Consider the following 26,861-nt stretch of genomic DNA (forward strand, 5'->3'; position numbering starts at 1 on the left):
CTACTCCGCCGGCTGGCCGAGCGGCGAGTGCACCGACGGGCGCATCCGCAGGAAGGCGGCGATGCGCTCGATGCCGACATAGATCACCGGCGTGATGAACAGCGTCAGCACCTGGCTGACCACGAGACCGCCGACCACCGCGACGCCGAGCGGCTGGCGCAGTTCCGAACTCGCGCCGGAGCCGAGCGCCACCGGCAACGCCCCGAGGAGGGCGCAGAAGGTCGTCATCATGATCGGCCGGAAGCGCCGCTCGCAGGCGATGCGGATCGCCTCCGCCGGGGCTTTGCCCTCCTCGCGCTGCAGGGCGAGCGCCACGTCGATCATCATGATCGCGTTCTTCTTCACGATGCCGATCAGCATCAGGAGGCCGATGATCGCGATGAGCGACAAGTCGAAGCCGAGGATCGACAGCGAGAACAGGGCGCCGAGCGCCGCCGCCGGCAGGCCGGAGAGGATGGTGATCGGGTGGGCGAAGCTCTCGTAGAGGACGCCGAGCACCACGTAGATCACCAGCACCGCCGCACCGATCAGCAGGCCCTCGTTGGAGGAGGACTGCTGGAACACCTGCGCCGTGCCGGCATAGGAGGTGTAGACGTTGGCCGGTAGGCCGATGTCCCGCTTGATCGCGTCGACGGCTTGCGTCGTCGTGCCGAGCGAGACCCCGGCCGGCAGGTTGTAGGAGATGGTGACGGCGGTGAGCTGGCCGGTCTGGTTGATCGTGACCGGTCCCGCCGCGCGGTCGATCCGCGCGATCGAAGCGAGCGGCACCAGCGTTCCCGCCGTCGTCGGCACGCGGACGTTGCGCAGCAGCACCTCGGACCACGGGATGGTGGGATCGAATTCGAGGATCACGTCGTAGCTGTCGCCGGTCGACTGGATCTGCGTCGCGGTCAGCGTGCCGAAGCCGGCCTCCAGCGTCGAGCGGATCGTCTCCGAGGTGATGCCGAGCGCGTCCGCCTTGTCCTGGTCGATCACGACGCGCGCCTGCAGGCCGTTGGCCTGGAGATCGGAGGCGAGGTCGATGAAATGGCTTGGGTCGGCGCGCATCGCGTCCGCCAGTTTCGTCGCCCATTCGCGTACCGTCGCCGCATCGAGCGACTGGACGACGAGCTGGTACTGGCTCTGCGTCGAGCGGCCGCCGAAGCGGAGCGACTGCACCGGCGTGATGAAGGTCTTGAGGCCGGGCATCGCGCTTAAAGTTCGGCGCATGGAGCCGAGCGTCTCGGCCAGCTTCGGGCGCTCGGTCCGGTCCTTCAACTGCACGAACATCGAGCCGGTGTTGAAGGTGGCGCCGCCGGGGCCGCCGCCGAGCGTCGAGGTGACGTGCGCGACGGCCGGGTTGTCCGCAACCGCGGCCGCCGCCTTGCCTTGCAGGTCACGCATCGCCTCGTAGGAAATGTCCTGCCGCGCCTGCGTCGAGATCGTCAGGAGGCCGATGTCCTCTTCCGGGATGAAGGAGCGCGGCATCGTCGCCATCAGCCATACCGAGCCGGCGACCGAGCCGAGGAAGACGAGGAACACCAGCGCCTTGTGCCGGAGGCACCAGCCGACCGAGCGGTCGTAGCCGCGGGTCAGCGCCGCGAAGCCGCGGTTGAACAGCGCGGCGAAACCCTTGGAACTCGGCGCGCGGTGCGGCAGGCGCGCCGCCAGCATCGGCGTCACCGTCAGCGACACGACGGCAGAGGCGATGATCGCCAGCGCCACCACGACGCCGAACTCGTTGAGGACGCGCCCGACGACGCCGCCCATCAGGAGGATCGGCAGGAACACCGCGACGAGCGATAGCGACATCGAGACGATGGTGCCGGATACTTCCTTGCTGCCCTGCAGCGCCGCCTGCATCGGCGGCACGCCTTCCTCCATGTGCCGGACGATGTTCTCCAGCATCACGATCGCGTCGTCGACGACGAGTCCGACGGACAAGGTCAGCGCGAGCAGCGAGATGTTGTCGATCGAGAAGCCGAGCACGTACATGCCGCCGAGCGTCGCGATCAGCGACAGCGGCACCGCGACGCCGGGAATGAAGGTCGCGAGCGCCTGACCGAGGAACAGATAGATCACCAGGATCACCAGCGCGATCGTCAACCCCAGCGTGAAGCGCACGTCCTCGACCGCCGTCTTGATCGAGCGCGACTGGTCGTTGACGACCGCGACCTGCATGCCGGCCGGCAGCGAGGCCTGGAGTTCCGGCAGCCGCGCCTTGATCGCGTCGACGACCTCCACCGTGTTCGCGTCCGGCTGGCGCTGCACGGCGAGCACGATCGCCGGCTTGCCGTCGAGCCAGCTTCCCTGGTTGAGGTTCTGGACGCTGTCCTCGACGCGGGCGATGTCGTCGAGCCTGACGATCGCGCCATTCGGGCGCGAGATGATCAGCGTCTTGAACTCCTCGGCGCTGGAGCGCTGCGTCGGCGCGTCGACGGTGAGCGCCTGCCCCTCGTTCTGCAGCGTCCCGACCGGCGTCTGGCTGTTCGCCGCCTGAAGCGTCTTCTCCACGTCGGCGAGCGACAGGTTGCGGCTCGACAGCTTGCGCGGGTCGACGTCGACCCGGACGGCATAGGTCTTCGCGCCGAACACCTGCGCCTGCGCGACGCCGGTGATGGTGGAGAGCGCCGGCGAGATGACGTTCTCGGCGATGTCGTCGACCTTGGTCAGCGGCGCGCCGTCGCTGGTCAGCGCGAGGAGGATCACCGGCGCGTCGGCGGGATTGGATTTCCGGTAGCTCGGCGGCGTCGTGAGATTGTCCGGCAGGGCGCGGGTGGAGCGGGCGATCGCCGCCTGCACGTCGGCCGCCGCGTCGTCGATATCGCGCGACAGCTCGAACTGGACGGTGATCGACGTGTTGCCGAGCGAGGATCTGGCGCTGATGTTGTCGATGCCGGCGATGGTCTGGAACTGCTTGATCAGCGGCGTCGCGACGGCGCTCGCCATGGTGGAAGGGGAGGCGCCGGCAAGCTGCGCCGAGACGTTGATCGTCGGGAAGTCGGCCTGCGGCAGCGCCGCGACGGGCAGTTGCCGATAGCCGGCGACGCCCGCGAGGATCAGCCCGAGAGCGAGAAGGATCGTCGCGACGGGGCGGCGGATGAAGACGGCGGAAACGCTCACCCCCGCGCTCCCGCATCGGCCGTCTTCGCCGGCGCGTCGGTCGGCTTCACCACGGTCCCGTCGACGAGGTCGACCTGGCCTTCCACCACCACCGTCGCGCCGGCTTCCAACCCGTTCGCGATGCCGGCCTTCGCGCCGTCGCGCATGGCGACATCGACCTTGCGGACCTCGACCTTCGAGTCCGGCCCGACGACGTAGACGATCGAGCCGCTCTCGCGCGGCTGGACCGCGACGCTCGGCACCACGACGAGCCCGTCCATGGCGCCGGCCGAGACCTTCACGTCGATCGACTGGCCGGGCCAGAGCGACAGATCCTTGTTGTCGAGGAGTGCGCGCAGCGTCACGCTGGCCGAGGCCTCGACGATCTTGTTGTCGATGAAGACGATCGGCCCCGTCTCGGCCGACGTCGCCTCGGAGGCGAGCGACGAGCGCACCTCGACGCGCAGTTGCTGATCGCCCATCGCCTTGCGGACGGTGGCGAGATCGGTGTCGGGGAGCGAGAACTCGGCATAGACCGGTGCGACCTCCGCGATGCCGACGACGGAGGTGCCCGGCTGGACGAGGGCGCCGAGCGACAGGGTGAAGGCACCCAGTCGCCCGTCGAAGGGCGCGCGAATCTCGGTCTTCGACAGGAGCACCTCGTCGGCCTGCAAGGTCGCCTGGTCGACGCCGACCGTCGCCTCGGCCGTCTTCACGGCGGCGTCCGCGTCCTCGCCGGCCTGCGTCGAGGTCGCGCCGCTCCTGACGAGGCGGTTCACGCGGTCGAAATTGGCATGGGTATTGTCGAGCGTCGCTTGGTCGCGCGCCAGCGCCGCCTTGTCCTTCGCGACGGCCGCCGTCGCCGACCGGTTGTCGAGCTTCGCCAGGAGATCGCCCTTCCGCACCATCGCGCCGTCCTTCGCCGTGATCTCCGACAGGATGCCGGTGGTCTCGACGGCAAGTTCGGTGGAGGCGAGGGGGCGGATGTAGCCGATCGTGCGCCGCACCACCGGCAGCGAACCGGCCTCGGCCTTCGCGGTGACCACGGCGACGGTGCGCGGCCCGTTGCCGCCGCCCCCCCGCCGCCGGCCGCCTTCGCCATCGGCGGCGCGGGGGTCGCCCTTCGGCGGGGTGGACGCCATCGCCTCCGTCAGCCATTGCGGCGCGTAGGGCAGCCAGCGCGCCCGCTCGACATAACCGCCGGCGGCGACGAGCAGGCAAAGGAGAACGAGACCGAAACGACGCATGCGGGGAGAACCGGTGAACGCGAAAGGCGCGAGCGCTCTCTCGTTATCGTTACGGATCCGGCGGATACAATGGCGCGCCGCGTGAACTCTTCGTCATGTTCCGGGCGGGGGTTTGCCTCGGCTCGGCGAACGGTGCCGGCGCGCATCGACGTGCCCCGAAGCGATCCCGCAAGCCTCTCAGATCGATGCCGGCGGGAAGCCGGTCAGGAGATCGCCAAGGCGACGATGCCCACCCACAGGCCGGCGCTGATGGCGCAGCCGAGCATGATGCCGCGTGCCGGGCTCAGCGGATCGCTCGAAAGATCGCGTGCGCTTCGTTCATGCTCCATGCAGCGAGTCGGGGTAGCCGACATCTGCATGACGCCTCCCTTCTTCTCGATCATGGGAACCACTCCACGCACTGTCATTCCTAGAACATATCTGGTCCGTGATTGCCGAAGAGCTACGAGTTTCACTAAAAAGCTTGCGTGAAGCTGATTTTGTCGCACTTCCGACCCAATCGCGCAGCGCTGCCGTTCCTGCGCCGGATGACCGCCGGGCTCAGTAGGAGTTCGTCGGAGCGGGAGCCGCATAGGTCGGTGCCGGAACCGGCGGGTTCAGCACCTGCAAGGCCTTGGCGAAGTTGATGACGCCGGCATTCGGCGCGTAGAGCGTGTCGCCCTTGCGCATCAGGAACGACTGCGTGAGGAAGAAGGACTGCGTCTTCGTCATGTCGACGAGGTAGGCGACCGGCACCGGCGTCGCGCGGGAATCGTTCGGCGGCAGCGCGCCGAGACGCCGCGCGGTTTCGGCCGGCTCGTAGCGGAAGAGGTAGAGCTTCTTCGGGTTCGCCCGGTCGTCGGCGAGGCCGCCGGAGCGCGCCACGGCCTGCGCCATCGTCAGTTCGCCGGTCTCGAAGCGGTATTCGCCCGGGCTGCGGAACGCGCCGAGCGAGATGAAGCTCGGCGCCTCGGCCTTGACGAAGATCTGGTCGTTCGGCTGGACGTAGACGTTCTCGCCCGGCTCGGCGATCAGGCGGTCCATCGGCAGGCTGGCCCGCGAGGAACCGCGCAGCAGCGTGACGGAAGTCTCGCCGGGCGCGGTCTTCGGCCCGCCCGCCATCGCGATCGCGTCGAGCAGGCGCTCGCCCTGGCCGGTGAGTTGATAGCGGCCGGCGCTGTTGACGCCGCCGTTGACGGTGAAGCCGCTGCCGCCCGTCTCGGTCACCTGCACGGCGGCCTGGGGCGAGACGGACGAGCCCTTGAGGCTTGCCGCGATCTTGCTCTGCAGCGCCGCGGGGCTGCCGCCCGCGGCGCGGATGCGGCCGACGAAGGGCAGCGTCACGTAGCCGGCGGGGTCGATGCGGAACTTGCCGAGCGGCAGGGTCTTACTGCTCGCGGCCGAGAGGAGGCCTTCCTCGCCTGTGTCGAACACGGTGATGTCGACGGTGTCGCCCGGCCGCAGCACGTTGGAATCGAAGCGGCGGCCGCCGAGCGATGCGAAGCCGAGCGGTTCGCCCGCGCCGGCGAGCGACAGCGAGCGGTCCGACAGTTCGACCACCGGGAAGTTGCCCTGCGGCGCGGAGTTCGCCGTGCGCTCGATGCGCCCGGCGGAGGGGCCGGCGCCGGGCGTGCCGCAGCCCGACAGCAACGTTCCCGCAAGGAGCAGCAGCGGCAGTGCGCGCTTGATCCGCCGGTCGTTCCGGCTCGCCCTGTGCCGCTCGCTCATCCTGCCCGTCTTCCCCTCAAGCCCGTTCGGCGGGCGGCGAGCGCGTCACGCTTCCGCCGGATTTGCGACACTTTTGGCGCGGCGGCGCGGCTTTTCAACCCGGCTATTGATTTCCGTATCGCCGCTTGATGCGAATGGAGCACAGCTGTGTTGGATCGCGCACAGATTGTCTGCCGCATCGTTAAGCGCATACCGCCGGATCTCGGTCTCATCCCGAAGCGTCCGCTGGCAGACGAACATCCGCCACGACGGCGCTGACGTTCTCGCTCACTCCCCCGATCAACGCGTCCTCGATGAGACGCGCGGCGGCGGCACCTGCGATCAGCGCTTCGGCGACCGCTCGCTCGCCAAGCGTCTGAACCAGGCTCCGCGTGCACAGGAGCAACCGGTCGCCGTGGGCAGCCGCCTCCTCGATGGTGTCCGGATGGAACTGTCCCGGTCCGCCGACATGGCGCGACAGGCGTCGGCGAAGGCCGACCTCGACATGGTCGCGCGTCAAAAGCCGCATGGTGCCGTCGCGGAGCAGATATGCCCGCGCGTCGCCGGCCCAGACCACGGCGAAGCGGTTTGCGCCCGTGACGAGCGCGACGACACCGGTACCCGACCCCTCGTCGCTGCTGGCCGCCCGGCCCGCCCGCATGAGCGCGTCGGCATGTCCGAGCGCGCCCTTCACGACCTGCAGCGCCTCTCCCGGCGTATCGGGCGCAGCGAGGCGATCCAGCCGCTCCACCACGAGCCGCGCCGCCGCCGCGGCTTCCGCTCCGTCGCCGATGCCGTCCGCGAGCGCGAGGATGCGCGGCCGGTCGAGCCGGCCGACCGCGTCGGCATTGATGCGCCAGCGGGTGCCGGGATGCGTCGCGCCGCTCGCCGAAACCGCGAGCACAGCCCTCTCAGGTGACGCTTGGACCGGTCGAGGGCGGACAACAGGGGCTGCCGGCACGACCTGTCGCGCGGGCAGCGGGACCGCTGACCGCGGCGGCACGACCCGCCGCTCGGGCGGCGGGCGCGGGGCACCGAGCATCGCCGTGAAGTCCGTTGCGCCAGGCAGGTCGTCCACCACCAACCGCTCGCCGCCGTCGCCGAGCCGCCACCAGCAGGAGCGGGCGTGGTCCGGATCGGCGCGGCGGAACAGCCTGAGGCCGACCGCCGGCATCTGCGGCGGCAGGCCTTCCAGCGTTTCGCGGACGCGCCCGAGCGCCGCGCCGTCCCGGCCGGCCGAGCCGACGGTCGCGGCGGCCGCCGCGTACCACCCGTCCGCCGCGCAGAGTTCGGCGAGCGTGCCCCGGTACCTGTCGAGCCGGGCGAGCGCGATCAGCGGGAAGCGTCGCCCGACCCGGTCGCGGCTCGGCACCATCACGCCGCGGAGCGCCGCGCCGCCGGTGATCGCCGGACCCAGCGCGAAGCAACGGGCCGGCATCCGGTCGAAGCGCTCCGTCCACTCCTCGCCGAGCGTCCGGCGGCTTTCGGCGATGACCTGCTGCAGCCAGCGGTCGAGCCGGTCGCGCAGCGTCCGCGACAGCCCGTCCGACACGAAATCGCCCTCCGTCGAGACCTTGCCGAAATAGCCGGCCTCGACGCCCGTCTCCTTCGCCGCGATGCGCTGGACGAGCCCCATCGCGGTCAGAGCCGCGTCGGGCAGCGGAAGCGCGACAGCGCGCCGGTGGCGAACGGGTTGATGATCGAGCCGACCTGCACGTTGAACGCCGCGCTGGCGCCGCTCGCGTCGAAGGTCGCGCGGAACCGGTCCGGGCCTTCCTGCTTGATGCGCGCCTCGTCGAAGAGACGCAGCGCCGACCAGGGCCCGCCGCGCGACAGTGCCTTTTCCCAGCCGCCCGGCTGGAACACGACGCGCGCCAGGCTGCTGTCGCCGGTGGTGGCCGGCCAGGTGATCGATTTCGGCTGGATCGGCCCGTGGAAATAGACGACGCGCGAACCGTCGATCTCCAGCACCACGGCGTTCGCGGCATCGGCCAGCGAGACCGGCGTGATGTCGAGCCGGATCGCCGGCTTCTCGCCGGAGGGGAAGAAGGCCTGCCGGATGCGGCCGGCGAGCTCGAACGAGTCCAGCGCCTCGTCGCGCAGGCCGCCGGTGCCGAGCGCACCCTTCCAGCGCCATTCGCCGCCGGTCCTGTCGACGAAGGGCGCGAGCCGCGCCTCGAACTTCTCGAAGGTGCCGTTCGGCCCGAAGACGCGGATGAAGTCGTCCATCGCGACGTCGCGGTCGGTGTTGCGGTCGAACGGGTAGCGTCCGGCGATCGCGGCCTGGCAGACCTTCGCGCCGTCGCCCTGCCACGCGGCGTCGAGCGAGTTGCGCGCCGTCTTCACCGCCAAGGCGTCGACGCCGGCGGCGAGGCTCCCCGTCCAGCGGCCGACCGGCTCCGGCAGCCGCCGCGTTTCGGCGAGGAGCGCCTGGTTGGCGGCGACGAGCTGGCCGTCGACGTCGAAGATCTGCGCGACCTCGGCCGAGGAGGAGGTGGCCCGCGACAGTTGCCCGTAGAGGCCGTCGACCAGCGGCGCGATCGCCTCGATCCGCGACTTGCCGTCCTTCGGCGCGACGAGCGCTTCGCGCAGATCCGCGTAGGGGTCCGGCACGGTGCTCGCGTCGAACGGCAGGCCCGCAGGAGCGGCGTTCGCCGACGTTACGAACGAACCCAGCGAGGCCTCCGCCGGCAGCGCCAGCGGCACGGCGCGCAGGTCGGTCGCGTCGGCGACCGACCTCGCCAGCGCCTCGATCGGCCGCGGCTCGGCGGCAAGGAGCCGCGCGGTCTCGGTCATGCCGGCAAGATCGGGGGCTGGCCGCACCTCGATATCGGCGAGCGTCGTCCGCCACGTCTCCTCGAATCTTGCAAAGTAGAGCTGCGTCGCGGCCTTCGCGACATCGTAAGGGGCGGGCGCCGCGGCGGCGGGCTCGCCCCGCACCCAGTATTCCTTCGCGACCGCCTCCGCCGCCGAGCCGATCCCCAGCAGCACCGCCGCCTGGAAGCCGTTCTTCGTGTAGAGGCCCTCGACGCCGTCGCTCATCGCCGCGCCCGAGCGGCGCGCGAAGGCCGGCGAGCCGACGACGCCGGCGGCATCCGCCGGCCGCCAGGCCGGCAGGGCGGCGACTTCCGGACGGGCGGCCAGGACGTCGAGCACCCGCTCCGCCGGCTGGATGCCGCGCACCTTGGCGCGGGCGTCGGCGACGAGCCGCGCGTCCGGCTGGATCGGCGCGATCGGCCGCTCCACCATGGCCTCGACATGCGCGGTCAGCGCTTCGCGCGTTCCGGTATTCCCGTCGCCGGGATAGAGCGCCGCGAAGATCCTCGCCGCCCGGTTCGCGGCGTAGTCCGGGTCGACCGGGCCGAGGCCGCCGAGCATGGCGTAGAGCTTCAGGGTGTCGAAGGTCTCGCCGGCCGGGCGGTCGGCGCGGCGCAGCTCGTTCTGGAGATGCACCATCAGGCGCGGCAGGAGCAGCGCGTTCAGCGCCCGCGCATAGGCGAGGCGGTGATTGCCGGCGATCTTCTCGCGCTGGTCGAGGCCGAAGTCGATCGGCAGGGCGCGCGTGGCTTCGAAGCCGGCTTCCGCCTGCCGCAGCGCATCGAGCGCGGGGAGGACGCGGAGGAACTCCTCGTCGGCGACGTTCCGCACCGGGATGTCCTTGGCGAGCGCCGCGTAGCGCGCGCTGGCGGCGTCGGCTTCGTTTATCGCAGCGCGATTGTGGAGGAAGGCGGCCGTCCAGCCGGCGAACACCAGCGCCACCGCGCAGGCCGCGGCGCCCGCCGCCACGCGGCGCAGCATCAGCCGCCGGCCCGTCAGCCGCTTGTCGCGGGCGACGAGCGCGGCTTCCTCGAAGATCACGCCGGCGAAGAGGCGCGACAGGAAGTAGGAACGCTTGAGAGTGCGGGCCGATCGTCCGGCCGCCGCCGTGACGGGGACCGGCATGTCTTCCAGCCCCTGCGTGCCGGACGCCAGGTAGACGCCGCGCACCAGCGGCGCGGAAACGAGCTTCGAGCCGGAGCAGAGTTCGGTCAGCACCTCGCGCATCGGGTCGCGCAGCCGCGCGAGCTGGGCCGGCAGGCGGAAGATCCGGCCGCGCTCCTCGATGTCCGGCTCCTGCTGCAACCGTTCCATCAGCATCGCCCCGACCCGGCCGCGCAGGAGCTCGAACTCGGAAACGAAGGCGTCCGGCACCTCCGTCCCGGTTTGGCTGAGCGGCAGATCGAAGGTCATGCCCCAGACCTGCTCGCGCTCCGTCCGTGCCAGCCCGTCGAAGAACGGCACGAAGCCGTCGAGGAGGTCGGCCTTGGTGAGGACGAGATAGACCGGCACGCGCGCCGCGAAGACCTCGTCCATCTCCGACAGGCGCTGGCGGACGGCGCGGACCTCGGCGAGCTGCTCGTCCGGGTCGCGGTCGAGGAGGTCGGCGATCGACAGCGTCACCACGACGCCGTTCAGCGGCTGGGCGCGGCGGTGCTTGCGCAGGAGCTTCAGGAAGCCGTGCCAGCCGGCCTTGTCGAGCCCTCGCGCATCGCCTTGCGTCGTGTAGCGGCCGGCGGTGTCGATGAGGATCGCCTCCTCGGCGAACCACCAGTTGCAGTTGCGCGTGCCACCGACGCCGCGGACCGGCTCGGCTCCGAGCCCTTCGCCGAGCGGGAACTTCAGACCCGAATTGACGATGCTGGTCGTCTTGCCGGAGCCCGGCGCGCCCATCACGAGATACCAGGGCAGCTCGTAGACCGTGCCGAAGCGGCGGCGCACGACCTTGCGGAGCAGCGCCATCGCCTCCTTCAGGCGGCCGCGCAGCACGTCGACCTCGGCTCTGGCTTCGGCGGCGGCCTGGCGCTCGCCGTCGCCGGCGACGGCGTCGATCATCGCCTTGTCGGCGCGGTCGCGGCGGAACCAGCTCCAGATCACCCAGCCGAGCCAGCCGACGAAGACGACGCCGATGGCGATCAGCCGGTTCTTCTCCGGGGCCAGCGGCTGGAACGAGCCGAAGCCGACATAGGAGCCGTAGAACCAGATGATGATCGCGAGCGCGATCAGCCAGACCAGCGCGAGGAAGCGCCGCCCGAGGATCCCCGCATAGGAATCGACGTAGGCGCGGAGCGTGTAATAGAGGTTGAGCGGATTCATCGCGTCTCTCCCGCCTCACCGGTCGCTCGCGTCGCCGCCGGGAACGCCCCCGCGCCCGATGGCCCGGCGACGAAGATCTCGGTGCGCCGGTTGGCCTCGCGGCCCTCGTCGGTGCCGTTGTCGGCGATCGGCTGCGTCTCGGCGCGGCCTTCGTAGGCGACCGCGTCCCGGCCGGCGAAGCCGGCGAGCACGTCGGCCACCGCCTTGGCGCGCGCCTGCGACAGGTGCCAGTTCGACGGATACTGCGCCGTGCGGATCGGCACGTTGTCGGTGTGGCCGATGACGACCGCCTTCATCGCGTCGGCGGAGAGAGCGCCGCCGATCTTGTTCAGGAGTTCGCGGAACTCCGGCTTCACCTCGGCGCTGCCGGTGTCGAATAGGCCCTTGTTCGAGAGGCGCACGAGGACGCCGTCGCGTTCCGGCTGGAGACGCACCGTGCCGGCGTCGGTCTCCGGTTTCAAGAAGCCGGCGAAGGTTTCGAACGGCGTCGGCTTCGGGGGCTCGGCCGGCACTGTCGCCGCCGGCTGCGTCACGGCCGGAACGGGCTGGGTCTCCGGCGGCTTCGGCGGCTCGGCGACGGCGAGGAGGCTCGGCGCGTCGGTCGGGCCGAGCCCGGCCAGCGTCGCCAGCGTCGCGTCGGAGACGCGGTTCAGCGACTGGAGGAACAGGAGGTAGCCGAGCGCCAGCGCCAGGACGGCGAGCCCCAGCATCAGCCAGAGCGCGTTGGCGGTGCGCAGCGGCTTGTGCCGGGCGGCGAGGCCGCGCCAGTGCGGCGAGAGCTCGCGCTCGAAGGCGCCGAACTGGCCGCGCAGCGTGCGGTAGAGACCGTCGCGGATTTGCCCGAGTTCGAGCGAGCCGCGCGGTGAGACGCGGGTGCGGCCCTCGAAGGCGAGCGACAGGCAGAGATAGATGAGAAGGAGGATGTCGCGGTTCGCGCCGGGATTGCGGTGGAAGTGCTCGAGGAGGTCGAACACCCGGTCGCCGCCGGTGACGTCCATGTGGAAGGTCGAGACGAGGCCGGACTTCGCCCAGCCGCCGGAAACCCCCCAGGGCTGCGACAGCACGACGTCGTCGACCGTCGCGCAGACGACGTAGTGCGCCGCGCGCGCCCGGTCCGGCGCGATGCGGGCGCCCGCGAGGTCGCGCTCGAAGGCCTTCACGGCGGCGAGCGTGGCGTCGCGGAAAGCCGCGATGTCCGGCCCGTCGGTTCGATGGCGCAGCGCGTGGGCGAGGTTCAGGAGCGGCGCGGCGCTCGCCACCATCGCCGGCACGTCATCGCCGGCGATGCGGAAGTCCTTCAGGAAGTTCTCCGGCGCCCAGGCGGCGACCTGCGCGGCTTCGCCGGATGCGTCGGCGCGTACCGGCGCGATGTCGTCGAACACCTCGGCGATGCCGGCCGCGACGCGGTTGTCCGCTGCGAACCGGTCGTCGTTCTCGGCGGCGGGGCGGGTCAGGGTCTCGCTCATCCCTTCAGAGCCCACAGTTCGAGTTCGATGCCGGGGAACTCACCCGACAGGTGGAGGGCGATCGCCCCCGACGTGTCGAGCTGCTTCCACAAGGGCGCGGCGGTATCCAGCTCGAAGTAGACCGTGCCGGTGCGGTACGGGAGCTGGCGCGGCAGGACCGGCAGCGGGCGCACCGGAATGCCGGGCAGCGCGACGTTGACGAGCTCGGCGATCCGCTCCACCGGGCCGACCTTGATCTGGTTCGGCAGCGAGCGGCGCAGCGCCTCGGCCGCCATGTCGGCGCGGACGGCGAGGACGAAGCCGGTGTCGCGCAGGAGAGTGCGGTCGTTGATCGTGCCGACGCGCACGCCGAAGCGCCGCTCCTCTAGCGGAACCTGCACCGCAGCCTGTTCGAGGACGGCCGAGAGCGAGGCGCGCAAATCCTCGAACACCGCTGCGAAGGTGGCCTGCAGGTCGTCGTGCCGGTAGGCGGGAAACCGCGCGGCGCGCTTGTCGGGCTTGGTGAAGGTCGAAAGCTCGCCCGCGAGCTGGATCGCCGCGCGGTGGAAATCCTCCGGGTGGATCACCGCGGCGTTGTCGACCAGATGGGCGAAGAGCGGCTCGACGCGGTTCAGCGTCTGGAGCAGGAGGAAGTCGCCGACCTCCGCCGTGCCCCGCACGGTCGGGTCGCCGATCCGCTCGGCGACGGCCTCGGCGCGGTGGCGCAGGATGCCGAGGAGTTCAACGAGCAGGCGCTGCAGAGGCCCGTCCGCACCGCAGTTCATCGAGGGCGGCACGTAGTCCGGGTCGAGGATCACCGCCATGTCGGGCCGGACTTCGAGGACGCGGGCGAGGCCGACGCGCTCGAAGCCGGCGAGCTCGTCGCCGCTGACGAGGTGGCGGAGCTTCAGCCGCCCGACCTCGATCGGCGCGATGAAGTCGGTCTCGACATTCGCGTCCGGCGCCTCGAAGGGCGCGGCGACGATCCGGACGCTCGGCGCGCCGGCGCCGCCGTTCGTCGCCATGTCGGCGCGGCCGGGCTGGCGGACGGGAAGCGCTAGGAAGACCACGGCGTCTCGGAGATTCGGCGGCAGATCGATCGGCGGCGGCAGGTCGGCGTCGCCCGGCGCTTCCACCAGCGTCCCGTCCGGCAGGATGGCGCGGACGGCGGAGAGCGCAAAGCGGCCGATCTTCAGCGCCTCGCGGTCGACGACGATGTCGGTCACGCCCCAGGGGTAGGGGCGCGTGTCGCGCACGGCGTTGCGCACGAGGCGCTCCGTCCAGCGGTCGGCCTGCTGGAAATGCTGGACGCGCAGGAACATGCCCTCGCTCCAGGCGACGCGGTTCTCGTGCCTCATCGGGCGTCTCCTCCGGTCGTGTCGTCCGATCCGAGCGCGGCGGCGAGGCGGGCGGCGAAGAAGCCGCCCCCGGCCGGGCCGCAGGCGTCGCGATAGGCGCGCCAGTAGCCGCGCTCCGCCTGTCCCGGCAGCAGCTTCGCCCCGAGGGCGAGCGGGCCGAGCGCGGCGGCCTTCTCGTCGGCCTTCGCTTCGATGGCGCGCGGATCGAACTCGCGCGCTGCCGCTTCCGCGACGGTTTCCACCGCGCCGAGGATGCGGCGCTGCGCCTCGACGCAGGCCCCCATGCGCTCGGCCAGCGGCCGGGTCGCATCCGCCCGCGGCCGGCCGGTGGCGGCGAGGCCGTCGAGGAAGTCCGCCGCGATCGTCTCCAGCGCCGCGACGCCGTCGGCCAGCGTCCGCATCTCCTCGCCTATCCGCCGCATGAAGCGCACGGGATCGCCGGCTCCCTCCGTCGCCGGCACCGCGAAGCGCGCGCCTTCGAGGAAGGCCGCGATCAGCGCGTCCGCATCGGGTCCATTCACGTCCGGAAGGACAGGGGCCGCGTCACGTTCCCGCTCGCCGGCGGCCTGCGGCAGGCGCATCCGCGCGCTCGTCGCCGTCATGTGCTCGGCATGGCTGGCGGTCGGGGATGCCGTGTTCCAGTCGTCGGGGATGCGGGCCGGCACGAAGGCCGTGTCAGGCGGTCCCTGCCAGCCGACCGGCACCGGCTCGCGCTCCTCCTGCGGTGGCCGGCGGCCGATCTCCTCCAGCGCGAGGTCGCCGAAACGGCCGGGAAGCGGTCCGCGCGCCGTGCCGCCGGTCGGCGCGACGTCGGCGAGGATGGCGGTGATGCTCGGCGCGTCGTCGCCGAAACGCAGGCCCGGATCGGGATCGGTCCAGTCGGGTTCCGCGACGCCGGTGATCTCGGCCGTGAAGCGGAAGCCGCAGAAGCTCACCGTCGAGCCGTCGCGAAGCTCCGTGCTCTGCCCTTCCACCAGCGTCGCGCCGTCGACGGTGACGCCGTTCATCCCTTCGTCGCGCAGGCGCCAGCCCCGGCCGTCGCGGAAGACGCGGGCCTCGACCGCGCCCATCGCCGGGGGCGCGTCGGCGATGCGCCAGCCGCATTCGCGGCCGCGCCCGAGCGTCAGCTCGCCGCCGCCTTCGAGGACGCGGAAGTTCCGGCCGGCATCGGCGACGGTGGAATTGCGGGAAACGAGCTTCAGTCGCATGAAGGGCCTCCGGTCAGCGGGCGGGGATCACGGCGTCGCCGCTGTCTTCGGACAAGGGCAGGGAGCGCGCCCAGGTGTTCCAGCCGAGCTTCGCCGGATGCGCCGGATCGCCGAGACGGCATTCCGGCACGTCCCCCTTCCGGAGAATCACCTGCACGTCGAAGGCGAGGCCCGGACCGGCATAGAGGCGGGCGAGGGCGATCAGCCGCTCGATCCGCGGCGAGCGCGGCTCCAGCGACAGGTAGTCGAGGTAGCCGACCGGGCCGATCGCGACGCGGAACGCGCCGGAATGGTCCTTGATCTTCGCGCCGGCCATCGCGTCGACCCCGAGCCGCGCGCCTCCGCCGAGCCGCGTCTGTTCGGCCGGGGCGACGGAGAGCCAGCGGCCGCGGAACTGCTCCACCGCGACGGGAAGGCCGCTGTCGGCGGAAAGCATCGCCGCGAGCGAGGCGGCGTTGCGCGTCCTGTTGGCGAAGAAGCCGGCATGGCGCAGCACGGCCTCGTCGCCGACCGCCCGGTTGAGGTCGCGCAGCCGTTCGGTCCGAAGGCCGGCCAGCGCCAGCAGCGCGCCGGCAATGCGGTTGCCGCCGCCGACGCCTTCCCAGCGCACGAGGCGCGCCAGCCGGTACTTCTCCAGCGAGGCGGCGAAGAGGCGGAACAAGCGGTCGCCGAAGAGATCGAGGAAGGCCGCGAGGCTCTTCGACCGGCGGCGGCGCTCGCCGAGGAGGATTTCCGTATAGGCCGGCGGCAGCGCGCCGAAGGCGCCGACGAGACCGGACAGGGGCGTGCGCAGCGCCAGCCGCCCGTTCGCGCCACGCTTCGCTTGCGAGATCGCGGCGGGCGCCAGCGCCAGGCTGGCGTCGGCCTCGACGTCGACGGCCAAGCCGGAGCGTTCCGCGACGCGCAGCGCGGTCGACGCCTCGAACTGGTGCGGCTCGGCGAGGAGCCGTTCCACCAGCGCGTCGGCCGTTGCCTCCGGCTCGTCCTTCAGGAGCGCGCTCACAGGAGCGGCCTCGCGCCGGCGCGCGCCGGCCAAGCGGCGATGATGCCGTCGCGGCCGCGGAACTCCGCCGTCAGCCGGGTGAAGCTGTTCATCGAGGCGTAGAGGCCGAAGAAGCGGTCGAGGACGGAGCCGAAGAGATAGGCCGCGCCGCGGTCGATCTGCGCGGGGTCGAAGACGAGCGTCAGGTCGGTGCCCGCCACCATGCCGCCGCCGTGGAGGCGCGCCGTCGCCGGCGCGGAGCGCAGCCCTGAGATCGCGTCGATCAGCAGGCCGCTCTCGCGGCGATCGCCGATCGCGTAGAGCCGCAAGAGGCTCTTCAGCGCCGCGCCCGTGCCGTCGGCGAGCGACAGGTGGTTGAGGTTGAGGTGCGAGACGAGCCGCCAGCGCCGCTCGTCGTCGTCCTCGATCCGGAGCACCGGCGTCATCGCGCCGATCGCCTCGACGGAAGCGAGGCCGGCCGCGTCGTCGACGAGTTCGAGACGCGGATGGCCGCCGCCATAGGGCAGGCGCTCGGGCAGGTCGCGATTGAACGAAAGCGTCTCGACCCCCGCCACGAGATCGGGGCCGGGTTCGAGACCTCCCGTGCGCTCGGCGAAGCCGATCGAGACCTCGCCGGTGCCGTCCGCCGGGTCGGTCGTGCGGCGAAGGTGCCAGGCCGGCGCGCCGCCGGCGCCGCCCTCCTCGAAGAAGCGCCGCGCCGGGCCGCCGTTCCGCCCGTCCGTGACGGTGACGGAGGTGACGCCGTAGACCTCGCGCGTCGCGTGACGACGGGCGTCCGGCACCAAGGGATAGTCGGTGCGCGTGCCGTCGACGGCGATCGGCTCGGCGCGCTGGGGAAAGAGGTTCACCGCGGGCGTCGCGCCGAGCACGAAGGTCCGCGGGCCGACCGCCCGCTCCAAGTCGGTGCGCGCCTCGTCGAAGTAGAGGAAGATCTCCAGCCGGCTGCTGTCCCAACTTTCCAGCCCGTCGATCTCGAAGAACAGGAACTTCTGCGGCAGGGCGAAGAACTCGGTGAGAAGGCGGTAGCCGACGAAGCTCGACGGCGGATAGGGCAGCATCCCCTCCGCGTCCTCGAAGCCGACGGGCTTCAGGCGCGAAGGGGGCAGGATCGTCGCCTCGGCATCGCCGGCATGGCGGGCGAGCGCGATCGCCTTCGTGTGGTTCAGGATCAGCTCGTGGATCGCCGTCGCCTCGCGCCACGGCGCGGCGACGAAGAAGCGCAGCGAACGAATGCCTACCTTGCCGGCCGGCTTCGTCGCGTCGAGCGGGCGGACGGCGAGGCGCAGGACCGCGGCGGGATCCGGGCAGAGCGACGCGGGCGGCGCTTCCACCGGCCGGCTCGCGAGCGTCGCGGCCTCGATCCGCACCGGCGCGACCGCGACGTCCTGCGTGGTGCGGAAGCGGCAGCGCTCGCCTTCCACCGCTTCGGCCGCGATGCTTGAACCGCGCGGCACGCGCTGCACGGCGTCGAGGCCGGCGGGCGGGTCGAGCCGTATCACCGTCATCGAGGGGACCGGCGCGAGATAGTGCGGGTAGAGCGCTTCCAGCATGCCGGAGGTCAGTTCCGGGAACTCGTCGTCGAGCTTGGTGCGCACCCGCGCCGCGACATAGGCGAAGCTCTGCACGATGCGCTCGACATGCGGATCGTCCGCCGCATCGCCGGAAAGGCGGAGGCGCCCGGCGATCTTCGGATTGGCCTCGGCGAAGCGTGCGGCGCGGCGGCGAAGGCTGCCGAGCTCTTCGGAGTAGCGCTGCAGGAAGCCGCCGACGCTAGCCATGCGCGGCCTCCACGCGGATGCGCTGCGTCGAGGGATCGACGGCGGTCTCGAACGAGATCGGCGGCATGCCGGGCTGCAGGCGGTGCATCGCCTCGATCCGGAGCCGCAGCGAGCGCTGCGCCGGAACCCGCGCCGGCAGCACGGAAACGCTCACGGCTTCGAGCCGTGGCTCGAAGCGGCGGATGCGCGCCTCGATGCCGCGGGCGAAGCGTCGGCTCTGCTCGTCGGTGACGAGGCTCGTCGCGAAGAAGCCGTCGACGCCGTAGCCGAGCAGCGAGTCCGCGAGACCGTCCGGCGGCGTGTCCGGCCGGCAGCGCGTATTGAGCAGGATCTCGATGTCGCGGCGCAGCGCCTCGCGCAAGCCCTCGACCTGCGCGCCGATGGTGCGGCGCGGATCGGCGGCGAGGTCCGGATCGGCGTCGAGCAGGCGGTCGAGCACCGAGCGCGCCAGCGTCTCGCTCGTCGGGCGGAAGCGCTCCAGCGGATCAGGCATCGCCGCCTCCGAAGGAGATGCGCGAGGCGTTGAGCAGCGTCCGGCTTTCCTCGCCGACGAGGAGGGAGCGCTGGCCGCGCCCGAGCGCGAGGCCGCCCGGCGCTTCCGCCCAGTCGGTACGCCGGCCGAGGCGCAGCGCGTCGTCCGCTTCGCCAGGCCCTTCCGGATAGATCGCCGGCACGAAGACGTCGGCCGCCGCGCCGTCGCGAAGCTCGATCCGTGCGCGGCGGAGCGCGAGGTCGCGCGGCCGCGCGACGGGCGCGAACTCGACGCCCCGGACACGCTCGAAGTCGATCCAGAGATAGGCGCCACCGCTCGTTACCGCCTCGAAGGCGTGGGGCAGGCGGTCGTCGAGGTCGCGCAAGGAACCGGCGACGGGCTCGCCGTTCCATTCGAAGTCCGTTCCGGCCGGCGCGGCGTCGATCTCGGCCAGCGCGGCGCGGGCCGCCTCGCCGTCGCCCTCGTTCAGCGCAAGCTGCAGCCGCACCGCCGCCTGGTCGCGCGTCGTCGGTCCGTTCGGGAAGGCGGGCAGCGCGCCGGTGGAGAGCCAGGCGCGGCGCGCCATCAGGCCCTGGATCACGCCCCGCAGCAGCGTGATGCCGACCGCGTTCGCAGGCCGGATGGTCGCGCCGAGCGCCGCGACCTTGTCCGCCCGGTCGAGATCGCCGGAAAGGATCAGAAGGTCGACCAGCGCGAGGCGGAGGTCGTCGCGGTTCGGGCTCGCCCGCAGCCGCTCGCCGGCCGCCTTGACGGCTCCGCCGAGGTCGTCACGCTCAAGGAGCGCCGCGACCTCGCCGGCCGTCTGGTTCGATGCGGCGCTCATGCGACGGCCCTCGCGGTTGCGCCGGCACCGGCCGGCAGGGTCTCGGCGACGAGGTGGAAGCTGGTCGACACGTCGTCGAGCTGGAAATGCGGCTGGAGGCGGACCTGGCAGCTATAGGCGCCCGGCCGGCCGCGCAGCTCCTCGACCTCCACCGCCGCGAGGCGCAAGGGATGGCGGGTGCGCAGCGCCGGGCTCGCGTCGTCGTTGCCGAGCGTGTAGCCGGCGAGCCAAGTCTCGATCCGCTCGCGGACCGAGCCTGCGTCGGCGAGCCGGCCGAGCTCGTCGCGCAGGATCACCTTGAGGTAATGCGCGAAGCGCGAGGCGCAGAGAACGTATTGCAGCATGGCGGCGAGCCTCGCGTTCTGGTCGGCATGCGGGCTGTCGTAAGCCTGGGGCCGGTGCAGCGACGGGTTCGAATTGAAGACGACGCGGCTGGACAGGTACGTCGTCGCGGCGGGGATCAGGCCTTCCTCGCTGATCGCCTGCTCCTGCGCGCCGGTGAAGCGCACCTCCACCGCCGGCTGTTCGGCGAGGCCGGCGCTTTCCAGCCCGAGATCGAAGGGGCCGAGCGCCGGCACGAGGCCGCCGCCGTCCTCGTCCTGCGGCGCGCCGCGCATGTCGGCGAACCAGCCGGACTCGCGGAAGCGGCCGATCGCCAGCGCCGCGAAGCCGAAGGCCCCGTTGCCCCAGAGGAGGCCGTCCGCCGCCGCGCCGTCCTCGCTGAAGCCGAAGCCATCGACGCGCCGCCGTGTGGCGGGTGCGTGCGGGCCGCGGAGCAGGATGCGCGGCGCGACGAGCCCGACGAAGCGCGTGTCCTCGCGGGTCCGGAGCCGCCGCCAGCGCTCCAGTGCCGGGTCGAGCAGCGCCTTCGAGACGTCGGGCAGCCGATCGAGGTCGGCGAAGTCGCGAAGGCCGAGCAGCTCGGGCGAGGCACCCGCGACGAAGGGGCAGAAGGCCGCGGCGGCGACCGAGGCCACCGCGCCGAGCGTGCCGACCGGGTCCTCGCCGCGCGGCCCGGGCCGGTGCGACAGCGCGTAGTCGCCGACGAGAAGGCCGAAGGGCTCGCCGCCCGCCATGCCGAACTCCTCGTTGTAGACGAGGTCGAACAGGCGCGACTGGTCGAACTCGGCCGAACGCTCCATCGAGCGCGAGAGCTCCGGCCAGTCGGCGTCGAGGATCCTGACCTTCACGTCCGGCGCGTTGCCGGCCGCGCGGAGGAGCAGCGTCAGCCCGCGCCAGCGCGCTTCCATCGCCTGGAAGTCGGGATGGTGCAGGATGCGGCTCGTCTGGCGCGCGACCGCGCGGTCGATCGCCGCGAGGAGGCGATCGCCCTTCGCCAGCAGCGCGGCGCGGCGGGCCGCGGCTGCCGTCTCGGCGGCCGCGCCCTCGGTTGCATGGCTTTCCAGCATCGCGGCTCCCGGCCGATCAGCTCTTTTCCGGGATGCGCGCGACCATGCGCAACGAGGTGGTCAGCTCTTCCATCTGGAGCCAGGGCCGCAGCCACGCCACCGCGTTGTAGGAGCCGGGCCGGCCGGCGACCTCCTGCACGGTCACCTTGGCGTCGCGCAGCGGGAACTTCGCCCGCATCTCCTCGCCGGCCGTCTCGTTGGCGTTGACGTAGCCCGCGATCCAGCGGTTCAGCCAGGCCTCGCAGTCCTCGGCCTCCATGAAGGAGCCGATCTTGTCGCGGCCCATCACCTTCAGGTAGTGGGCGAAGCGCGAGGTCGCCATCATGTAGGGAAGGCGCGCCGAGATGGCGGCGTTCGCCGTCGCCTCCGGCCGGTCGTACTTCTTCGCCTTGTGTGCGGTCTGCGCGCCGAAGAACACGGCGTAGTCGGTGTTCTTGTAATGGCAGAGCGGCAGGAAGCCGAGCTTGCCGAGCTCGGCGTCGCGCCGGTCGGTGATGCCGATCTCGCTCGGGCACTTCAGGTCGAGATCGCCGTCGTCGCTCTGGAAGACGTGCATCGGCAGGTCCTCGACCTTGCCGCCGTTCTCAGCGCCCCGGATCGCGGTGCACCAGCCGTTCCGGGCGAAGGCCGCGGTGAGGCGCGCCCCGAGCACGTAGGCCGCGTTCATCCAGCAGTAGCGCTCGTGCGGCAACTGCCCGTTCGGCCGCCCGACCGTCTCGTCGAAGTTGAACTCGTCGACCCGCACCGTGTCCGGCCCGTAGGGCAGGCGGGCGAGGACGCGCGGCAGCGCCAGCGTCACGAAGCGCGAGTCCTCGGAATCGCGGAACGAACGCCACTTCACGTATTCGGCTGTCTCAAAGATCTTCTCGAGGTCGCGCGGCCGGGCGAGCTCGCGGAAGTCCTCGAAGCCGAAGAGCTTCGGACTCGCGGCCGAGATCAACGGCGCGAAGGCGGCGGCCGACACCGACGACAGCCCTTGCAGGAGCTGCACGTCCTCGAAGGAGTTGTCGAACTCGTAGTCGCCGACGATGGCGCCGATCGGCTCGCCGCCAGGCGTGCCGAACTCGTCCTCGTAGATCGCCTTGAACAGCCGCGACTGGTCGAACTCAACCGCCTTCGACAGGTCGCGCGACAGGTCGCGCTTCGTGGCGTTGAGGACGCGGATCTTCAGGTTCGAGCTCGTCTCGGTGTTCGAGACGAGGTGATGGAGGCCGCGCCAGGCGCCTTCCAGCTTGGTGAATTCCGGCGACTGCGTGATCGCGGCGAGCTGGCGCGAGATCTGCGCGTCGAGCGCGGCGATCGCCTCGTTGAGGGTGATCGTCAGGTTGCGGTTGTAGGTGACGGTGCCCTTCAGCGCCTCGTCGGTGAGGGTGCGCAGGAGGTCCTGCGTCCGGTCCGGCTCGGTCTGGCGCGTCGCGCCGATCACCTGGTCGAGCAGCGGGGCGTGCTGGTCGAGAACGACCGCTTCGCTGCGAGCTTGCGTCTGGTTGCTCATCGCTTGGTATCTCCCGCGAAGGTCGGTCGGGTCAGTTGACGGTCGGGCGCTGGGCCGCGACCTTGGCGTTCAGCTCGTCCACGAGCGACTTCATGTCGGCCTCGCTCTGGAGGATGCGCTCCAGGAGGTTCTCCAGCTCCTCCGAGCGGTCGGCCTTGGCCATCAGGTCGCGGAGCTGGTTGCGGGCGTCGAGGAGCTTCTTCAGCGCCGGCACCTGGTTGGCGACCGCGGCCGGCTCGAAGTCGTCGAGGCTCTCGAACTTCAAGGAGACCGGCAGGTCCGTGCCGTCGTCGGCGAGGGTGTTCTCGACGGCGAGGGTGAGGCCCGGCGTCATGCGGCGCATCACCTCGTCGAAGTTGTCGCGGTCGATCTGGACGAACTTGCGCTCGCCGAAGGGTTTCAGCGGTTGCGTCGGGTTGCCCGAGAAGTCGCCGAGGACGCCCACCACGAAGGGCAGCTCCTTCTCGACCATCGCGCCTTCGGTCTCGACTTCGTACTTGATGTGGACGCGGGGCTTGCGGACCCGTTCGAGCTTGTCGTGGACGCTTTCCATGTCGTGTTCCTTCGGCTGGGGAAGTCGTTTCGAAGCTTCGTCGAAGCGGTGACTTCCGGGGAGGGATGGTTTCTCTTCGCCTTCAGCTTCAGTGCATCTCGCCCTGCGGCTGGATGCCGGCGGAGGCGAGGACGGTGCGCCGGACGTGCGGATCCGGCAGGAGCTCCTCGAGCAGCCGCAGGAAATCCATGCGGCCGCGGGCGACGAGCGTTTCGATCGAGGACGACAGCGGCGAGTGCGGCTCGGTCCGGCGGAAATAGGCCGCGACCTCGAGAAGCCGCTGGAAGGCCTCCTCGCGGGACGCGATCTCGCCGCGCCGCGCGACGGCGTTGGCCGGCGACGCCTTGCCGTTCGTGCCGGCCGCAGCGGCCGGCGCGACCTCTTCGACCGCATCGGAGAGTTGCGCGACGTCGCTGATCGCCGCCCGGACCTCTTCCAGGACGGCGCGGGTGTTCGAGGAGGGCGGCGAATGCGGGCCGCATCGCCGGTCAAGAGCTTGGGTGAGGCGCGCGAAGGCCGCCTGGCACGCCCGCACCGTTTCCAGATGCGTCGCCATCGCGTCGCGGCCGGCGTCCGCCACGGCGTCCCGCAGCCGGCCGCTGCCGTCCCGCTGCGCCACCTGGTAGTCCCAAAGGCTCAACTCGAAGAAGTGCGCGTCCGGCACCAGCGGACAGAGCCGGATCGGCTGGATCAGCGTGCCCTCGCCGCCGACGCCGTTGAGGCCCGCGAAGGGCGCCGCCTTGTCCTCGGGCCCGTCGCCGTCGATCGAATGCATCTCGTCCCACGAGGCCTCGACCAGGACGGCGGCGGCGTCGAAGACCCGCGCCAGCCCGGCGAACCGGCCGATGCGAAGTTCGGCCTCGGCCAGCCAGGCCAGCACCTCGACGTCCTTCGTCACTTCGGTGAGCGCCTGGACGGCAAGGGCGCGCACATCGCTCCAGGCCGAGGCGAGGCGCATCGGCTCGCCGGGCACGACGGAGCGCTCGGCGCCGCGCGCCGCCGAGCGGGCATCCTTCAGCCGGTAGTAGAGCTCGCGATGCACCGGATCGGTCCGCAGGTTCACGCCCGTCGGACGACCTTCCGTGATGAAATCAGTGAGCACTATAGTATCGGCGCTCTTTGGATCCATTCAAAACCCTGCCTGCGTGCCATGCCGTCACAATGCTGCAATATATCTAAGAACGACCGGCTTGTTGCTCAGTGGATAATCAATCAGTTTCAGGAAACGTCGCGGAAGGTCTGGCATATGTTCATTCGGACGCGCAAGATGTATTTGCAACGTTCGAGAATAAATTTCGAATGCCATTTTTATGCCGTATTTTGACCGAAACCCTTACGCCCGACTGACGAGCCCTGGGGGTTGAATGCCCGTTGTCGATCTGCACCACCTGATTGCGCGATTGTCCGCCGAGTGCCGCGTGAGTCTGGAGGCCGCCGCCGCCGCCGCCGTCCGGAACTCCCACGACAGCGTCGAGCTCGCGCACTGGATGCAGGCGTTGGGAGAGACGGCCGCCTTCCGCGACGTGCTCGATGCGGTGGGCGTGCCGGCGGACGGCTACCGGCGCGAAACCGCGGCGGCGGTGGCGGACCTCCGGCGCGGCCAGGGCGGCACGCCGGCCTTTTCGCCGACGCTTGTGCTCCTCGCGCGGGAAGCCTGGGTTTCGGCCTCGCTGCAGCACAATCGGCCGCGCATCCTCGCCGGCGATCTCCTCGCCGCGATGACGGCCGAGGCTTCGCTCCGGTCCTTGAGCCGTGCCGTCGCCCCGTCGCTGCGCGAGGCGAGCGCCGCCGGACTGGAAACCTGGCTGGCGGAAGCCGGCCGCACCGCCGAGGCCGCGCCGGAACCCGGTCGCCATTCGGTGGAGACCGGGCAACGGCAGGGCGCGCCGGGACCGACGGAAGACTTCCTCCGCCTCTACACGCAGGACATGACGGCGGACGCGCGGGCCGGGCGGATCGACCGCGTCGTCGGCCGCGACGACGAACTGCGGCAGGTGATCGACATCCTGCTCCGCCGCCGCCAGAACAACCCGATCCTCGTCGGCGAGGCGGGCGTCGGCAAGACCGCGGTGGCGGAAGCCTTCGCGCTCGCGATCGAGGCCGGCGCGCTGCCGGAGAAGCTGAAGGGCACGCGCCTCCTTCGGCTCGACCTCAGCCTGCTCCAGGCCGGGGCCGGCGTGAAGGGCGAGTTCGAGCGCCGCCTGACCGGCGTCGTCGACGCGGTGAAGGCCTCGGCGCTGCCGATCATCCTGTTCATCGACGAGGCGCACGGCCTCGTCGGCGCCGGCAATCAGCCGGGGCAGGGGGACGCCGCCAACATCCTGAAACCCGCGCTGGCGCGGGGCGAGCTGCGCACCATCGCGGCGACCACCTGGAGCGAATACAAGCGCCATATCGAGCGCGACCCGGCGTTGACCCGGCGGTTCCAGACCGTGGCTGTCGGCGAGCCAGACGAGGCAGCGGCCGTGCGGATGCTGCGCGGCGTCGTCGACCTCTTCCAGGCGCATCACGGCGTGCGCATCCGCGACGAGGCGCTCGCCGCGGCGGTGCGGTTGTCGGCCCGCTACATCCCGGCGCGCCAGCTTCCCGACAAGGCGGTGAGCCTCATCGACACCGCTGCGTCCTCCGTCGCCTTCGGGCGTGAGAGCGAACCGGCGGCGCTGGCGAGCCTTTCCCGCGAGATCGAGCTCCTGGCGACCGAGGCGGCGCGCCTGGCGCGCGAGCCGCGCACCGAGGCGATCGAGGCACGCCTCGCGGCCATCGCGGCGCGGCGTGCGTCGATCGAGACCGAAAGCGCCGCGCTACGCGAGCGGTTCGAGACCGAACGGGCGCTCGCCGCCGACGCCGACGCGCTGGAGGCACGGGTCGAGGCGGACTCGTCCGACGCGGCGGCGCGGCGCGAACTCGCCGCCGTCGAGGCGAAGTTCGCGAAGGCGGTGCGGAACGGCGAGCCGCTGGTGCACCGCGTCGTCGATGCCGAAGCCATAGCCGCCCTCGTGTCGCGCTGGACGGGCGTGCCGGTCGGGCGGCTCCTCGCCGACGGCATCGCGACGGTGAACACCCTGGCTGGGCGCCTCGGCGAGCGCGTCGTCGGCCAGCCGCACGCGCTCGGCGTGCTGGCGGAGGCGATGCGCGTGTCGCGCGCCGGCCTCGCCGATCCGCGCCGGCCGCCGGGCGTGTTCCTGATGGTCGGCACCTCCGGCGTCGGCAAGACCGAAACGGCGCTGGCGCTGGCCGATCTCCTCTACGGCGGCCCGCAGCACCTCACCGTCATCAACATGTCGGAGTTCAAGGAGGAGCATAAGGTCTCGACGCTCCTCGGCTCGCCTCCCGGCTATGTCGGCTTCGGCGAGGGCGGCGTCCTGACGGAAGCGGTGCGGCGGCGGCCCTACGGCGTCCTCCTCCTCGACGAGATCGACAAGGCGCATCCCGGCGTCCAGGACATCTTCTACCAGCTCTTCGATAAGGGATCCTTGCGCGACGGCGAGGGGCGGGACATCGACTTCCGCAACACCACCGTGCTGATGACCGCGAATACCGGGTCGGAGGTGCTGGAAGCGCTGGCCGCCGACCCCGACACGATGCCCGGCGCCGACGCGCTGCCGGCCCTGCTGCAGGACGCGCTCCTCGCGCAGTTCAAGCCGGCCTTCCTCGGCCGCACCACGCTCCTGCCGTTCCTGCCGCTGGGTCGCGAGGCCTTCGAGGCGATCGCGGCGATCCAGATCGGACGGCTCGCCGAGCGGGTGTCGACGGCCTATGCCGGCTGCGCCCTCCAAGTCTCTGGCGCCGCCCGGGCGCATCTCGCGGAGGGCGCGGCGCTCGATCATACCGGCGCGCGCGCCATCGAGGGCCTCGTGTCGCGCGAACTCCTGCCGGCGCTGTCGACGCATTTCCTCGAAGCCATGCTGGACGGGCGGACGCCGAAGGCGGTCGCCGTCGACCATGCGGGCGACACCGGCTTCACCGTCGCCGACGCGCCGCTGCCGGCGCGCTCGCACCCCCATTCGCCGCGCGGGTCCCGCCGGCGGATCTCGCCGCAGGCCGAAGCGACGCGCAAGGGCGTCCGGCAGGCGGTCGAACCGGCGCGCCAGCGCCTGCCTTCCTGACGCGCCAGCCGCGGCCAGTGGTCCACAGATAAGGAACGATTCC

Annotated in this window: 18 protein-coding genes; 1 reads left to right on the forward strand and 17 read right to left on the reverse strand. The window is 71.4% G+C overall.

The features are described 5' to 3' along the window. The 17 genes from F6X38_RS08580 to tssA form a co-directional block, all read right to left on the reverse strand. Positions 1 to 3,102, reverse strand: a complete 3,102-nt coding sequence (locus F6X38_RS08580) for an efflux RND transporter permease subunit (protein ID WP_150969302.1) — start codon at positions 3,100 to 3,102, stop codon at positions 1 to 3. Beyond that, positions 3,099 to 4,328 carry an efflux RND transporter periplasmic adaptor subunit gene (locus F6X38_RS08585; protein WP_150969303.1) on the reverse strand — a complete coding sequence of 410 codons (1,230 nt, stop codon included), beginning with the start codon at positions 4,326 to 4,328 and terminating at the stop codon, positions 3,099 to 3,101. Before F6X38_RS08585 ends, F6X38_RS08580 begins: the two co-directional genes overlap by 4 nt. 203 nt (positions 4,329 to 4,531) lie before the next feature. Then, positions 4,532 to 4,711 carry a hypothetical protein gene (locus tag F6X38_RS08590; RefSeq protein ID WP_150969304.1) on the reverse strand — a complete coding sequence of 60 codons (180 nt, stop codon included), beginning with the start codon at positions 4,709 to 4,711 and terminating at the stop codon, positions 4,532 to 4,534. Positions 4,712 to 4,868: 157 nt separating this feature from the next. Beyond that, the gene (locus F6X38_RS08595) at positions 4,869 to 6,035 is read right to left on the reverse strand and encodes a polysaccharide biosynthesis/export family protein (RefSeq protein WP_150969305.1); all 1,167 of its coding nucleotides are present in this window, start codon (positions 6,033 to 6,035) and stop codon (positions 4,869 to 4,871) included. A 208-nt stretch (positions 6,036 to 6,243) separates the two neighbouring features. Further along, entirely contained in the window at positions 6,244 to 7,650 is a 1,407-nt protein-coding gene (gene tagF, locus F6X38_RS08600; RefSeq protein ID WP_150969306.1) for a type VI secretion system-associated protein TagF, read from the reverse strand. Positions 7,651 to 7,655: 5 nt separating this feature from the next. Then, a complete protein-coding gene (gene tssM, locus F6X38_RS08605) occupies positions 7,656 to 11,147 on the reverse strand; it encodes a type VI secretion system membrane subunit TssM (RefSeq protein ID WP_150969307.1) in 3,492 nt (1,163 codons plus the stop codon). Continuing rightward, on the reverse strand, positions 11,144 to 12,613 hold the full coding sequence (gene tssL / locus F6X38_RS08610; RefSeq protein WP_202617953.1) for a type VI secretion system protein TssL, long form: 1,470 nt from the start codon (positions 12,611 to 12,613) through the stop codon (positions 11,144 to 11,146). Before tssL ends, tssM begins: the two co-directional genes overlap by 4 nt. Next, positions 12,610 to 13,950, reverse strand: a complete 1,341-nt coding sequence (gene tssK / locus F6X38_RS08615; protein WP_150969308.1) for a type VI secretion system baseplate subunit TssK — start codon at positions 13,948 to 13,950, stop codon at positions 12,610 to 12,612. Before tssK ends, tssL begins: the two co-directional genes overlap by 4 nt. After that, positions 13,947 to 15,158, reverse strand: coding sequence for an FHA domain-containing protein (locus F6X38_RS08620; protein ID WP_150969309.1), 1,212 nt, complete (start codon positions 15,156 to 15,158; stop codon positions 13,947 to 13,949). The genes tssK and F6X38_RS08620 overlap by 4 nt, the downstream gene beginning before the upstream one ends. 13 nt (positions 15,159 to 15,171) lie before the next feature. Further along, positions 15,172 to 16,161 (reverse strand): type VI secretion system baseplate subunit TssG, encoded by a 990-nt coding sequence (gene tssG, locus F6X38_RS08625; protein WP_150969310.1) that lies wholly within the window; start codon positions 16,159 to 16,161, stop codon positions 15,172 to 15,174. Then, on the reverse strand, positions 16,158 to 17,939 hold the full coding sequence (tssF, locus tag F6X38_RS08630) for a type VI secretion system baseplate subunit TssF (protein WP_150969311.1): 1,782 nt from the start codon (positions 17,937 to 17,939) through the stop codon (positions 16,158 to 16,160). Before tssF ends, tssG begins: the two co-directional genes overlap by 4 nt. Further along, the gene (gene tssE / locus F6X38_RS08635; protein WP_150969312.1) at positions 17,932 to 18,432 is read right to left on the reverse strand and encodes a type VI secretion system baseplate subunit TssE; all 501 of its coding nucleotides are present in this window, start codon (positions 18,430 to 18,432) and stop codon (positions 17,932 to 17,934) included. Before tssE ends, tssF begins: the two co-directional genes overlap by 8 nt. Beyond that, entirely contained in the window at positions 18,425 to 19,255 is an 831-nt protein-coding gene (locus tag F6X38_RS08640; protein WP_150969313.1) for a type VI secretion system accessory protein TagJ, read from the reverse strand. Before F6X38_RS08640 ends, tssE begins: the two co-directional genes overlap by 8 nt. After that, positions 19,252 to 20,664: a type VI secretion system contractile sheath large subunit gene (gene tssC / locus F6X38_RS08645; RefSeq protein ID WP_150969314.1), complete on the reverse strand. Its 1,413-nt coding sequence runs from the start codon at positions 20,662 to 20,664 to the stop codon at positions 19,252 to 19,254. The genes F6X38_RS08640 and tssC (F6X38_RS08645) overlap by 4 nt, the downstream gene beginning before the upstream one ends. A 16-nt stretch (positions 20,665 to 20,680) precedes the next feature. Further along, on the reverse strand, positions 20,681 to 22,159 hold the full coding sequence (gene tssC, locus F6X38_RS08650) for a type VI secretion system contractile sheath large subunit (RefSeq protein WP_150969315.1): 1,479 nt from the start codon (positions 22,157 to 22,159) through the stop codon (positions 20,681 to 20,683). Positions 22,160 to 22,190: 31 nt separating this feature from the next. After that, positions 22,191 to 22,712, reverse strand: coding sequence for a type VI secretion system contractile sheath small subunit (gene tssB, locus F6X38_RS08655; RefSeq protein ID WP_150969316.1), 522 nt, complete (start codon positions 22,710 to 22,712; stop codon positions 22,191 to 22,193). A gap of 88 nt (positions 22,713 to 22,800) precedes the next feature. Then, positions 22,801 to 23,841 carry a type VI secretion system protein TssA gene (gene tssA, locus F6X38_RS08660; RefSeq protein ID WP_150969317.1) on the reverse strand — a complete coding sequence of 347 codons (1,041 nt, stop codon included), beginning with the start codon at positions 23,839 to 23,841 and terminating at the stop codon, positions 22,801 to 22,803. A 235-nt stretch (positions 23,842 to 24,076) separates the two neighbouring features. Here tssA and tssH point away from each other — a divergent pair, with 235 nt between their 5' ends. Beyond that, positions 24,077 to 26,818, forward strand: a complete 2,742-nt coding sequence (gene tssH, locus F6X38_RS08665) for a type VI secretion system ATPase TssH (protein WP_150969318.1) — start codon at positions 24,077 to 24,079, stop codon at positions 26,816 to 26,818. Positions 26,819 to 26,861: the final 43 nt, after the last annotated feature.

This window comes from Plantimonas leprariae (assembly GCF_008802405.1).
Taxonomy (GTDB): domain Bacteria; phylum Pseudomonadota; class Alphaproteobacteria; order Rhizobiales; family Rhizobiaceae; genus Plantimonas; species Plantimonas leprariae.